A 13,391-nucleotide genomic window follows, 5' to 3' on the forward strand; every position below is an offset into this window, starting at 1 on the left:
ACACTCGTTTATCGTTCGCTAAGGCCGCCGCGCGCGGCTAGCCTTGAGGCCCCGGGTTCCGATTCTCCGTCCAAGACTATTCATGGATCATTCGTCGCGCAGCCACACTGCCCCCGCCATTTCGACCCGCATGGTCGACGTGCTGGTGCCGGTCGCGCTCGACCAGACCTATTCCTACCGCGTGCCGCGCGGCATGGAATTGAAGGCGGGCGATCTCCTCAGTGTGCCGCTCGGCCCGCGCGAGGTGCTGGCGGTGGTGTGGGCAGAGAACGCCAATCCGGATCCTCGCCTGCACAACCGTCTAAAGGACGTCAGCGAGAAACTCGACGTCCCGCCGCTGAAGGGCGAGCTGCGCGCGCTGGTCGATTGGGTCGCCAACTACACGCTCGGCCCGCGCGGCATGGTTTTGCGCATGTGCCTGCGCATGGGCGAGAACCTCGGGCCCGAGCGGATGCGCGCCGGCGTGCGGCTGGTCGGCGATCCGCCAAGGCGGCTGACGCCGGCGCGGCGGCGGGTGATCGAGGTGCTGTCGGATCGCCTGCTGCACGGCAAGTCCGATGTCGTGAAGGAGGCGGGCGTCTCAGCCGGGGTGATCGATGGCCTCGTCGACGAAGGCACGTTGACGGTCGAGCCGTTGCCGCCGCCGCCACCACCGCCGGCGCCCGACCCCGCCTACGGCCAGCCGGAATTCACGCATCTGCAACGCACTGCGGTCGATGCGATGCGCGCGCTTGCGGCCAACGGCACCTTTCATGTCGCCCTGCTCGACGGCGTCACCGGCTCGGGCAAGACCGAGGTTTATTTCGAGGCGGTCGCCGAGACCATCCGCCGCGGCAAGCAGTCGCTGATCCTGATGCCGGAGATCGCGCTCACCGGCCAGTTCCTCGACCGCTTCGCGCAACGTTTTGGCGTGCGGCCGCTGGAATGGCATTCGGAGCTCACCCCGCGCACCCGCGCGCGCAACTGGGCGGCGATCTCGGAAGGGAGCGCGCCGGTCGTGGTCGGCGCCCGCTCGGCGCTGTTTCTGCCCTACGCCGATCTCGGCCTCATCGTCGTCGATGAAGAGCACGACCAGGCCTACAAGCAGGATGACGGCGTGCATTATCACGCCCGCGACATGGCGGTGGTGCGGGCGCATATCGCAAAAATTCCGATCGTGCTGGCCTCTGCGACGCCGTCGGTCGAATCAGAGGTCAATGCGCGCAAGGGGCGCTATCAGCGCATCGCGCTGCCCTCGCGCTTCGGCGGCCAGCACATGCCGCATATCGAGGCGATCGACCTGCGCCGCGAGCAGCCGGCGCGCGGCCGCTTCATCTCGCCGCGACTTGCGGGCGAAATCCGGACCGCGATCGAGCGGCGCGAGCAGGCGCTGTTGTTCCTCAATCGCCGCGGCTACGCGCCGCTGACATTGTGTCGCGCCTGCGGCCATCGCTTCGCCTGCACCATCTGCGATGCCTGGTTGGTCGATCACAGGTTCCGCCAGCGGCTGGTCTGCCATCACTGTGGTTTCTCGATGCCGCGGCCGAACGTCTGCCCGCATTGCGCGGCGGAGGAGTCGCTGGTCGCGGTCGGGCCCGGCGTCGAGCGTTTGCAGGAGGAGGCGGCCGCGCTGTTTCCGCAAGCCCGCGCCATGGTGCTGTCGAGCGATCTCATCACCTCGATCGAGACGATGCGCTCGGAGTTGAATGACATTGCCGAGGGCCGCGTCGATATCATCATCGGCACCCAGCTCGTCGCCAAGGGTCACAATTTTCCGCGGCTCAATCTGGTCGGTGTGGTCGATGCGGACCTCGGCCTTTCCAACGGCGATCCGCGCGCTGCCGAGCGCACCTGGCAGCTGCTCAACCAGGTGATCGGCCGTGCCGGCCGCGAGCAGGGCCGCGGTGTCGGCTATCTCCAGACCCATCAGCCCGAGCATCCCGTGATGAAGGCGCTGATCGCCTGCGATCGCGAAGCCTTCTACAACAGCGAGATCGATCTGCGTGAGCGCACGCTCTATCCGCCGTTCGGGCGGCTTGCGGGCCTCATTATTTCCGCCGGCGATCGCCCGAGTGCGGAAGGATTTGCGCGCCGGCTCGTTGCGGTGGCGCCGCGCGACGAGCGCGTGAAGGTGCTCGGACCGGCGGAAGCGCCGCTCGCCGTGATCAAGGGCCGTTATCGTTTCCGCATCCTGGTGAAGTCCGCGCGCGGCTTCGATCTCTCGGACTATTTGCGCAACTGGCTCGCCGTGGCGCCGAAGCCGAAGGGCAATCTCAAGCTCGAGACCGACGTCGATCCGCAGAGCTTTTTGTAGAGAGCGCGACAAGTCTATCCACGTCATTGCGAGCGAGGCGAAGCAATCCAGACTCCCTCCGCGAGGGGCAGTCTGGATTGCTTCGTCGCTGCGCTCCTCGCAATGACGAGAGCACGAAAAAGCCCGCCGTCCCCCAAGACGGCGGGCTTGTTTCGAGCGCAGCAAATCTCACAAGGTCCGTTGCGGACGATGAAACTGCCGGGCTCGTTATGAGATGCGCGTCGAACGACGCGTCAGGAGACGACCTCGGCGGTCACGCGGCCGACGCCGGCGCCGGTCAGGCCGATGGCGCGGGCAGCGCCGGTGGAGAGGTCGAGGACACGGCCGCGAACGAACGGGCCACGATCATTGATGGTGACGATGACGCTCTGGCCGCCATGGGTCACGCGCAGCTTGGTGCCGAACGGCAGCGAACGATGCGCCGCGGTCATGGCGTTCTGGTTGAAGCGTGCGCCCGACGCCGTGCGGCTGCCGGACTCATTGCCGTAATAGGAGGCCATGCCGGAGAAGCTGTGGCCGGAACCCGAGGAGGGCGTCACGGAGGCGTTGGCGTTCATCCAGGAACCCGCAATCGACGTGTCGCTGGTGCTGGCCTCGTGATGATGATGATGCCGGTAATGGTGATGCCGGGATTTGGCGGAAGCTTCGGTGGCAGTTCCACCGATGACGAGAGTGGCAGCGACGAAAGCGATCGCCGTCTGCGGCCGGGTTGCAAACCCCAATGTCTTCAATGACAACATTTATTTGTCCCTACGCTAGTATTGCCACATGTGTGGCTAGTGGAGCCCCCATCGGTTTGTGAGCAAGTGCGCGTTTCACGCTGCAATGCGGCATGAATTGGGCAGTAATTTCGTCATGTGTCCGACTGAGACATCTTGTTATCCGATCCGATATTTGTCGGATGTTTTGTTATCTCTCGCGTTAACGATTCTTTAACCAAACGAATACTCGCTAATACTGTAAAACCAAGTCATCGGCCGGCGCGTTGAGAATTTGATAAGTAATTGACCAAGTGAAGCGGCGGTGGTCGGGCTCACGTCTCTGCGAGCTGTGTTCATGGCCGCTATGCGCTGAAAGCAGGAACGAATTCCTGTCGGGCCGACCGGTCGACACTTTTTGGGTGGTGCCGGAAAGTGGCGCGGTGCCGCGTGGCCCGCAGTGCCCATGACCGCAGCAGGGACGGAGAGCCGCAGCCTTTAATTTGGCGTCATGTTGCACCTGCGCGCCTGCTATGTTAGCAAAGCGCCGATTTTAACGAGCCCGGCACTTCCCTGTGTCGGTCGAAAATCGAAGTCCCGCTTGAATTCCAAGGGCTTGGATCGCTAGGCGCCGCTTCGTGGCGACGGTTTTTCCCTTGCGAGTTTGACAGCTATAAAGAGCGCGTCTGTGGCTGCAGAAGATACGTCCGTTTCAGGTGTGTCCGGCCGTTATGCAACGGCCTTGTTTGAACTGGCCCGCGACCAGAATGTGGTCGATGCGGTCAAAGCCGATCTCGACCGGTTCGGCACCATGCTCAGCGACAGCGCGGATCTGAAGCGCCTCGTCCGTAGCCCGGTGTTCTCGGCAGATAGCCAGTCCAAGGCGCTGTCAGCGGTGCTGGACAAGGCCGGCATATCAGGCATTTCCGCCAATTTCCTCAAGGTGCTGACGGCCAACCGCCGCCTGTTCGCGGTGGCCGATGTCATCCGCGCCTACGGCGCGCTGGTTGCCAAATATAAAGGCGAGGCCTCTGCCAACGTGACCGTCGCGGAGCAGCTCTCGGACAAGAATCTCGACGCTCTCAAGGCCGCCCTCAAGTCGGTGACCGGCAAGGACGTCGCGCTCAACGTGAAAGTCGATCCCTCGATCATCGGCGGCCTCGTCGTCAAGCTTGGCAGCCGCATGATCGATAGTTCGCTTCGCACCAAACTCAATTCGATCAAGCACGCGATGAAAGAGGCAGGCTGATGGACATCCGCGCCGCGGAAATTTCCGCGATCCTCAAGGACCAGATCAAGAATTTCGGCCAGGAAGCTGAAGTCTCCGAAGTCGGACAGGTGCTGTCCGTCGGCGACGGTATCGCCCGCGTCTACGGTCTGGACAACGTCCAGGCCGGTGAGATGGTCGAGTTCGAGAACGGCACCCGCGGCATGGCGCTGAACCTCGAAACCGACAACGTCGGTATCGTTATTTTCGGCGCCGACCGCGAGATCAAGGAAGGCCAGACCGTCAAGCGCACCCGCGCCATCGTGGACGCGCCGGTCGGCAAGGGCCTGCTCGGCCGCGTCGTCGACGCGCTCGGCAACCCCATCGACGGCAAGGGTCCGATCCAGGCCGACAAGCGCATGCGCGTCGACGTCAAGGCGCCCGGCATCATTCCGCGCAAGTCGGTGAGCGAGCCAATGGCGACCGGCCTCAAGGCGATCGATGCCCTGATCCCGATCGGCCGCGGCCAGCGCGAGCTGATCATCGGCGACCGCCAGACCGGCAAGACCGCGATCGCGCTCGACACCATCCTGAACCAGAAGCCGCTCAACGCGCAGCCCGACGAGAACATCAAGCTCTACTGCGTCTACGTCGCGATCGGCCAGAAGCGTTCGACCGTCGCCCAGTTCGTGAAGGTGCTGGAAGAGCAGGGCGCGCTGGAATATTCGATCATCGTCGCTGCGACCGCCTCCGATCCGGCGCCGATGCAGTACATCGCTCCGTTCACCGGCTGCACCATGGGCGAGTACTTCCGCGACAACGGCATGCACGCCGTCATCATCTATGACGACTTGTCCAAGCAGGCCGTCGCCTACCGCCAGATGTCGCTGCTGCTGCGCCGCCCGCCGGGCCGCGAAGCCTATCCGGGCGACGTGTTCTACCTGCACTCCCGCCTGCTCGAGCGCGCGGCGAAGCTCAACAAGGACCAGGGCTCGGGCTCGCTGACGGCGCTGCCGGTCATCGAAACCCAGGCCAACGACGTGTCGGCCTACATCCCGACCAACGTCATCTCGATCACCGACGGCCAGATCTTCCTGGAAACCGACCTGTTCTTCCAGGGCATCCGTCCCGCGGTGAACGTCGGTCTGTCGGTGTCGCGCGTGGGTTCGTCTGCCCAGACCAAGGCTACCAAGAAGGTCGCCGGCAAGATCAAGGGCGAGCTCGCGCAGTACCGCGAAATGGCGGCGTTCGCGCAGTTCGGCTCCGACCTCGACGCCTCGACCCAGCGCCTGCTCAACCGCGGCTCGCGCCTGACCGAGCTTCTGAAGCAGCCGCAGTTCTCGCCGCTGAAGATGGAAGAGCAGGTCTGCGTGATCTGGGCCGGCACCAACGGCTATCTCGACCCGCTGCCGCTCAACAAGGTGCGCGCGTTCGAGGACGGTCTGCTCTCGCTCCTGCGTGGCAAGAATGTCGAGATCCTCAATGCGATCCGCGACAGCCGCGACCTCTCGGACGACACGGCGGCCAAGCTGAAGGGCGTGGTCGAAGGCTTCGCCAAGAGCTTCGCTTAATAGTAGCTTTGCTTGATGGCGCGGCCGGGCATCCCGGCCACGCGTTTCGCTTGAAGCAACAATGAAGAGCGCGTGCCCGGCACACGGCCGGGCATGACGATAGGGACAGGCTAGCGGTCAAGTCGCAGACTGACCGTCGGGGTGAACGAAGAATGGCGTCTCTCAAAGACATGCGGGTCCGCATCGCCTCCACCAAGGCGACGCAGAAGATCACCAAGGCCATGCAGATGGTGGCGGCGTCGAAGCTGCGCCGCGCCCAGACTGCCGCCGAAGCGGCGCGTCCCTATGCGGACAAGATGTCTGCCGTGATCGCCAATATCGCCAGCGCCGCGGCGGGCTCGCCCGGCGCGCCTGCGCTGCTCGCGGGCACCGGCAAGGATCAGGTCCACCTGCTCCTGGTCTGCACCGGCGAGCGCGGCCTCTCCGGTGCGTTCAACTCCTCGATCGTGCGTCTGGCGCGCGAGCGCGCGTTGGCCCTCCAGAACGAGGGCAAGGAAGTCAAATTCTTCTGCGTCGGCCGCAAGGGCTATGAGCAGCTCCGCCGCCTGTTCGACAAGCAGATCGTCGAGCACCTGGATCTTCGCTCTGTCCGCCAACTCGGCTTCGTCAACGCCGAGGATATCGCAAAGAAGGTGCTGGCTCGCTTCGATGCCGGCGAGTTCGACGTCTGCACGCTGTTCTACTCGCAATTCAAGTCGGTGATCGCACAGATCCCGACTGCCCAGCAGGTGATCCCGCTGGTCGTCGAGGAGTCCGCCGCCGGCGCGACAACGACGTCCTACGAATACGAGCCGGAAGAGGACGAGATCCTCACCCGCCTCCTGCCGCGCAATCTCGCGGTGCAGATCTTCCGCGCGCTGCTCGAGAACAACGCTTCGTTCTACGGCGCGCAGATGTCGGCGATGGATAACGCCACTCGCAACGCCGGCGAAATGATCCGCAAGCAGACGCTGGTCTACAACCGCACGCGTCAGGCTCAGATCACCAAGGAACTCATCGAAATCATCTCCGGCGCAGAAGCAGTCTGACCGGAAGCGAAATTCGGATCGAAGGAGACAGTAAATGGCTACAGCAGCCACCCAGATCGGTCGCGTCACCCAGGTCATGGGCGCCGTCGTCGACGTGCAGTTCGAAGGCCACCTGCCGGCCATTCTCAACTCGCTGGAGACCAAGAACGGCAACAACCGCCTGGTGCTCGAAGTCGCGCAGCACCTCGGTGAATCGACCGTCCGCACGATCGCGATGGACGCCACCGAAGGTCTGGTGCGCGGCCAGGAAGTGACCGACACAGGTCAGCCTATCTCGGTTCCGGTGGGTGACGGCACGCTGGGCCGCATCATGAACGTCATCGGCGAGCCGATCGACGAGGCTGGTCCCATCAAGGCCGAGGGCATCCGCGCGATCCACCAGGAAGCGCCGACCTATACCGACCAGTCCACCGAAGCTGAAATTCTCGTCACCGGCATCAAGGTCGTCGATCTTCTTGCTCCGTACGCGAAGGGCGGCAAGATCGGCCTGTTCGGCGGCGCCGGCGTCGGCAAGACCGTGCTGATTCAGGAGCTGATCAACAACGTCGCCAAGGCGCACGGCGGTTACTCCGTGTTCGCCGGCGTCGGCGAGCGTACCCGTGAGGGCAACGACCTCTATCACGAGTTCATCGAGTCCAAGGTCAATGCCGATCCGCACAATCCGGATCCGAGCGTGAAATCGAAGTGCGCTCTCGTGTTCGGCCAGATGAACGAGCCGCCGGGTGCGCGTGCCCGCGTCGGCCTCACCGGTCTGACCGTCGCCGAGCACTTCCGCGACCAGGGCCAGGACGTGCTGTTCTTCGTCGACAACATCTTCCGCTTCACGCAGGCCGGCTCGGAAGTGTCGGCGCTGCTCGGCCGTATTCCTTCGGCGGTGGGTTATCAGCCGACGCTCGCCACCGACATGGGCGCGCTGCAGGAGCGCATCACCACCACGCAGAAGGGCTCGATCACCTCGGTGCAGGCCATCTACGTTCCGGCCGACGACTTGACCGATCCGGCGCCCGCGACCTCGTTCGCGCACTTGGACGCCACCACCGTGCTGTCGCGCGCGATCTCGGAAAAGGGCATCTACCCGGCGGTGGACCCGCTCGACTCGACCTCGCGCATGCTCTCGCCGCTCGTCGTCGGTGAGGAGCACTATCAGACCGCGCGTCTCGTCCAGCAGGTGCTCCAGCGCTACAAGTCGCTGCAGGACATCATCGCCATTCTCGGCATGGACGAGCTCTCGGAAGAGGACAAGCTGACGGTGGCACGCGCCCGCAAGATCGAGCGCTTCCTGTCGCAGCCGTTCCACGTCGCCGAAGTCTTCACCGGCTCGCCCGGCAAGTTCGTCGAGCTCGCGGACACCATCAAGGGCTTCCGCGGCCTCTGCGAAGGCAAGTACGACCACCTCCCGGAAGCCGCCTTCTACATGGTCGGCACCATCGAAGAGGCGGTCGAGAAGGGCAAGAAGCTGGCTGCCGAGGCGGCCTAAGCAGCGAATAGCGAATAGGGAGTAGCGAATAGCCGCTCCCTTAATCGCCACTCGCCATTCGCTACTCACCATTCGCAGGTTTCCTTCATGGCCACCTTCCACTTCGATCTCGTCTCTCCCGAAAAGCTCGCCTTCTCCGGCGAGGTCGATCAGGTCGACATTCCCGGTTGGGAAGGTGATTTCGGCGTGCTCGCCGGACATGCTCCCGTCGTGGCTGCGGTGCGGCCGGGCATCCTGACCATCTTCGCCGGCGGCCAGAAGCAGAAGGTCATCGTGACCGGTGGTTTGGCCGAAGTCTCCGATAACCGCCTGACGATCCTCGCCGACGTCGCCACCTCGATCGACGAGCTCGACCGGGCGCAGTTCGCCGATACCATCACGCAGATGCAGGAAAAGCTCTCCGAGAAGGAAGGCGGCGAGCTCGATCTCGCGATCGCGCGGCTCGATCACTACAAGAGCATCCAGCACGAGCTCAATACGACGGCTATGCACTAAGCCCCGGGGCACCGCTCCGGGGCTCGCACAAAAAAATTCCTGAATGAATTCAGCGCTCGTCACGGAAGTGAGGCGCTGAAACCTTATTGCACCGCGTCTTGGATAACGGCATTCTGCCGCAGCAAATGGAGTTCCAGGGCTGGTGCAGATGAAACGCAAGATCGCGGCGATCTTCGCAGCCGATATTGCCGGATATTCCAGGCTGGTCGCGGAAGACGAAGAGGAGACACTGCGGCGTCTCGCCTCTTATCGGTCCGTCGTCGACGATTTCATTGCGAAGGCCGGCGGACGGATCTTCAACACCGCCGGCGATGCCGTGCTCGCGGAATTTCCGAGCGCGGTGGATGCGGTGCGCTGTGCGATTGACATCCAGGAATCCCTGCGGACCCGCAACATGGCCTATCCGCCGAGCCGGCAGATGTCGTTCCGCATCGGCATCACCATCGGCGACGTGGTCGAGCGCGACGGCGATCTGTTGGGCGACGGCGTCAACATCGCCGCGCGCCTCGAGGGGCTTGCCGAAGTCGGCGGCATCTGCGTCTCGCGCGCGGTGCACGAGCAGGTCGCCAACAAGCTCTCGGTGCAGTTCGCCGACATCGGCGCGCAGGAGGTCAAGAACATCCCGACCCCCGTGCACGCCTACATGGTCGCGATGCGCCGCGAGGACGGAAGTTACTCGACACCGCAGGTCAAGAAGCCAGGCGCGAAGCCCGCGCCGGCGCCGAACTGGATGTGGCCGCTGGTGGTCGCGGTCGTCTCCATCGTCGCGATCGGCGTTGCGGGCTTTCTCTATTTCACCAAGCTCGAGCAGACATCGACGGCGGTTGCGACGTCGAGCCCGCCGCCGGCCGCAACCGCAGCCGCCGTGCCGAGCGCGCCTGCGACGCCGGCTACAACGGCACCAAGCCCGGCGGCAAAAGCACCCGCGAGCACGCCGACTGCAACTCCGACGACAAACCCGACTGCGACCGCAGCAGCCTCACCCACACCGGGCCCGTCGTCGCCGGCCGCCGCAGCCAAATTTCCGGCCGACCAGGTGCCGTTCGTTGGCGAGCGCGCTCGCGCTTACCTCACAAATGAATATTCCGCGGCAGGCGACTCCAAGGCGTTCGCGCTCAACATTGGCGGCTTCGTTGGCTACGCATTGAATCAGCCGAACGAGGACGCTGCGCGCAGTGCGGCGCTCGATCAATGCCAGAAGCGCGCCGATACCGCGCAGTCGCCGCGCCGCTGCGAGATCTACGCCGTCGGCAACAACATCATCTACGCTCATGGCCGGCCGCCGATGCCGCCGCAGCCTTGGTCCGAGTGGACCCCATGACCCAGCGGCCGTTTGCCTCGAAAGACGTTCCAATGGTGAGGGATCAGGCGAAGGCCCGGCTGGAGAGCTTCGTGCCGGCCGCAAAGTCCCGTGCGGTCGCGCTCGGGCCCGGTGGGCAATATTTCATGGTGGTCGGCACCGCAACCATCGACGAAGCGGCGCGACGCGCTCTGGAATCCTGCGGCGCGTTTGCCGGGGGCGCCTGCATGATCGTGGCCGTCGACGACAATTTCACTGTGCCGATTCCCTCGACGCTGCGCGTGACCGGCTTCTTTCATGCCGCCAGCAATCCATCGATCATTGCCGATGCGCGTGACGACGTCGTCCGCAACCTCGGCGAGGCCATGGGCTGGAATGCGGTTGCCGTGGGGACCGCGGGGCGCCCGGGACTGGGGCTGAAGGCTGCCGACGAGCAGACCGCCGTCAACGGCGCACTCGCCGAATGCGCCAAGCGCGACAGCGATTGCCACGTCATCGCCATCGGCCCGTTCACGGTGGGACCGATCAATTGAGGCGGGCTCGGTTCACCTCTCCCCCAGCGGAGAGAGGTGGCCTCTGGTGCCGCACCGGTTCGGCGCTACCGAGATCGCGTCCTGCCGCTGATTTTGTCCGTCGAGTCAGTGACTTCTCAAAATCCACAGCGCATCGCGCCGGCAGTTGCCGGCTACTTTGCATGGGGCTGTTTTCGACTCTTAGGTTCCGAACGGCGCGAACTGCTGCGCCACCGCGCGATAGACCTCGCGGCGGAATGGCACCACCAGATCGGCGACACGGTCGAGACGCTCCCAGCGCCAGGCATCGAACTCAGCGGGCTGGTCGTTGCGCGGCGTCAGCGGATCGATCTCCTCGTCACGCCCCGTGAAGCGCAGCGCGAACCATTTTTGGCGCTGGCCGCGGAATTTCGCCAGGCGATGCGTTTGCGGTCCGTCATAGGGAGGAAATTCATAGGTGAACCAGTCGGTCTCGCCGAGATACTCGGCACTCTTGACGCTGGTCTCTTCCCAGAGCTCGCGCATGGCGGCATCGCGCAGGTCCTCGCCTTCGTCGACGCCGCCCTGCGGCATCTGCCAGTCCAGTCCCGGCAGGATGATCTCGGGGCCGTCACCCCGGAAGCGATGGCCAATCAGCACCAGGCCGCCGGCATTGAACAGCGCGATCCCGACATTGGGACGATAGGGCTTTTGATCGGGCACCAACTTCTCTCTTCGTCATTCCGGGGCGCGCGAAGCGCGAGCCCGGAATCCTTAACCACAGGCCGTTACCGGTTGAAAGGTCGTGGTTGATATCTGCCGCACCAACTACCGCCTCTGGTTGTGGATCCCCGCCCCAGTGCGCAATTGCGCACAAGGCGGGGATGATCCCGGAGAGGGCGGCGGCGACTCCGCTCTGTCAGCTCTCCGCGAGCGCGGCAAATTCCTGCACCACGCGATCATAGACCGGGCGCTTGAAGGGAATGATCAGGGAGGACAGATTCTTCATCGGCTCCCAGCGCCAGGTGACGAACTCCGCCTTGTGACCGCCGCCGCCGGGGTTGGCGACGTTGATCTCGCTGTCCTTGCCGGTGAAGCGCATGGCGTACCATTTCTGGCGCTGGCCGCGGTAACGGCCTTTCCAGGCGCGGCCCGCGACAGTGCGCGGAATGTCGTAGGTGAGCCAGTCGGCGACCTCGCCGAGCCGTTCCACCGAGCGCACGCTGGTCTCCTCGTAAAGCTCCCGCATGGCGGCTTCCCAGGTATCCTCGCCGGGATCGACGCCGCCTTGCGGCATCTGCCAGACATGGGTCTCGTCGACATGCTCGATGCCGCCGGCGCGGCGCCCGATGAAGACCAGTCCGTCCTGGTTGAGCAGCATCACCCCGACGCAGGTCCGGTAGGGCAGGTCCTCGTAACGCGTCATTCCGCCAAACCTTTCGCCACTCCTGGCCGACCTCTTCGGCCCCATGGGACCTGCCGTACCAATCCGTTGATTCAGCTGGATTTTGATTTCAACATCGCGGTTGTCAATGGCACCAGCAGGACACCGCGGTCGGGCAGCGTCTTGATCCAGGTACCTAACCGCTCGATCGAGACGGGCAGGGCGGAGGCGGTGCCGATGGCGACGCCGCGCTCGCGGGCGATGGATTCGAGCTTGTTGAGGGCGCGGTCGATTTCGGCGCCGGTCGGTACCGCATCGATCGCGATATCGCCCTTGCCGAACGGCATGGCCTGGCTTGCGGCGGCCTGGGGCGCGACGCTGCGCGGCGAGGAACCGTCGTCGAAGAAGCCGAGCCCGCGCTTGGCGGCCTCACGCACGATCGGCTGCATCGCCGCGTCGGTGGCGATGAAGCGGGCGCCCATGAAATTGGCGAGCCCCGCATAGCCCTGCATCCGGCTCAAATGCCAGTACAGCCGGTCCATGTTCTGGTCGGTGCTCAACGAAGTGAGCAGGGTCTGCGGGCCCGGATCATTGTCGGGGAAGTCGTAGGGCTCCATCGGGATCTGGAGGAAGATCTCGTGGTGCTGGGCGCGGGCGCGCTCGGCGAGCTTGCCGGGATCGGCGCCATAGGGTGTGAAGGCCAGCGTCACCGCGCCCGGCAGTTTCATGATCGCATCGGCGGTCTTGGCGGCACCGACGCCGAGCCCGCCGATGACGATCGCGACAACGGGCGTCTTTGCCGCCTTGGCGCGGTCGGCTTCCGCCGCATAGACCGTGAATGGCTTCAGGTCCGCGGCTGCGACCGGGATCATGCCATAGCGCGACTTCTCGAGCAGCCACTGGTCGACCCCGGACATGATGGCGGGCGCGGCGGCTGCCGGATCGATTTTGTCGGCAGCCTCGCCGCCGCTGCCGATCATGACGTCATGGCGGGCACCGCTGGAGCCGTCGATGATGGTGACGGTTTTCTGGTCGCCGGGCGCGGCCTGCTTTGGCGCCGCCTTGGTCTCATGGCCCGAATTTTCGGGCGCCGCGGTTGCCGGCTTGTCCTCGGCGGCCTTCCGCTCGCGGATGGCAACGCGCGTGATCGGCTCGCCGCCGAGCGGGTCCTTGTTGAAGATGGCAAAGCCGGCAAAGGTCGCGAGGAACAGGAGAAGCAGGACGGCGATCACCTGCAATCCCGTGAACGGCAACCGCAGCCGGCGTTTCCGCCGCGGCGTGTCCCGTCCGAGCGGAGCACTCAGATCATCGGCCGTTTCAGTCATGCGCGATCCCGAATCACTCGGCAATGACGATAACACGACGTGGTCAAGCGGCGGCAGGCCGTGGGTCTACCGGGGTAAAGCTTCCCAGCAAAAAAGGGCGGCTCCGTGAGCCGCCCTTTTGA

Annotated in this window: 10 protein-coding genes and 1 pseudogene; 7 read left to right on the forward strand and 4 right to left on the reverse strand. The window is 64.6% G+C overall.

All coding sequences use genetic code 11. The features are described from left to right. Window positions 1-82: 82 nt before the first annotated feature. Window positions 83-2,293: a primosomal protein N' gene (locus Q2941_RS27155; protein ID WP_458194260.1), complete on the forward strand. Its 2,211-nt coding sequence runs from the start codon at window positions 83-85 to the stop codon at window positions 2,291-2,293. Window positions 2,294-2,526: 233 nt separating this feature from the next. On the opposite strand, the gene Q2941_RS27160 is transcribed toward Q2941_RS27155, so the two are convergent. Further along, window positions 2,527-3,033 carry a septal ring lytic transglycosylase RlpA family protein gene (locus Q2941_RS27160; RefSeq protein WP_027523557.1) on the reverse strand — a complete coding sequence of 169 codons (507 nt, stop codon included), beginning with the start codon at window positions 3,031-3,033 and terminating at the stop codon, window positions 2,527-2,529. A gap of 646 nt (window positions 3,034-3,679) precedes the next feature. On the opposite strand from Q2941_RS27160, the gene Q2941_RS27165 reads away from it, so the two are divergent. From Q2941_RS27165 to Q2941_RS27190, 6 genes and pseudogenes are all read left to right on the forward strand, one after another. Next, window positions 3,680-4,240: a F0F1 ATP synthase subunit delta gene (locus Q2941_RS27165; RefSeq protein WP_458194261.1), complete on the forward strand. Its 561-nt coding sequence runs from the start codon at window positions 3,680-3,682 to the stop codon at window positions 4,238-4,240. After that, entirely contained in the window at window positions 4,240-5,769 is a 1,530-nt protein-coding gene (atpA, locus tag Q2941_RS27170; protein WP_027523559.1) for a F0F1 ATP synthase subunit alpha, read from the forward strand. Before Q2941_RS27165 ends, atpA begins: the two co-directional genes overlap by 1 nt. 152 nt (window positions 5,770-5,921) lie before the next feature. Beyond that, entirely contained in the window at window positions 5,922-6,797 is an 876-nt protein-coding gene (locus tag Q2941_RS27175) for a F0F1 ATP synthase subunit gamma (RefSeq protein ID WP_027523560.1), read from the forward strand. 34 nt (window positions 6,798-6,831) lie between these two features. Beyond that, the gene (atpD, locus tag Q2941_RS27180) at window positions 6,832-8,274 is read left to right on the forward strand and encodes a F0F1 ATP synthase subunit beta (RefSeq protein WP_027523561.1); all 1,443 of its coding nucleotides are present in this window, start codon (window positions 6,832-6,834) and stop codon (window positions 8,272-8,274) included. 87 nt (window positions 8,275-8,361) lie between these two features. After that, window positions 8,362-8,769 (forward strand): F0F1 ATP synthase subunit epsilon, encoded by a 408-nt coding sequence (locus tag Q2941_RS27185; RefSeq protein ID WP_027523562.1) that lies wholly within the window; start codon window positions 8,362-8,364, stop codon window positions 8,767-8,769. A gap of 148 nt (window positions 8,770-8,917) precedes the next feature. Then, window positions 8,918-10,602 (forward strand): annotated as a pseudogene (locus tag Q2941_RS27190) (adenylate/guanylate cyclase domain-containing protein). 180 nt (window positions 10,603-10,782) lie between these two features. Here the strand turns inward: Q2941_RS27190 and Q2941_RS27195 are convergent. The 3 genes from Q2941_RS27195 to Q2941_RS27205 form a co-directional block, all read right to left on the reverse strand. Next, a complete protein-coding gene (locus tag Q2941_RS27195) occupies window positions 10,783-11,283 on the reverse strand; it encodes an RNA pyrophosphohydrolase (RefSeq protein WP_027523564.1) in 501 nt (166 codons plus the stop codon). Window positions 11,284-11,479: 196 nt separating this feature from the next. Beyond that, the gene (locus Q2941_RS27200; protein WP_458194262.1) at window positions 11,480-11,986 is read right to left on the reverse strand and encodes an RNA pyrophosphohydrolase; all 507 of its coding nucleotides are present in this window, start codon (window positions 11,984-11,986) and stop codon (window positions 11,480-11,482) included. Between the two features lie 71 nt (window positions 11,987-12,057). Next, on the reverse strand, window positions 12,058-13,269 hold the full coding sequence (locus Q2941_RS27205; RefSeq protein ID WP_458194263.1) for a divergent polysaccharide deacetylase family protein: 1,212 nt from the start codon (window positions 13,267-13,269) through the stop codon (window positions 12,058-12,060). Window positions 13,270-13,391 lie beyond the last annotated feature (122 nt).

This window comes from Bradyrhizobium sp. UFLA05-153 (assembly GCF_054185185.1).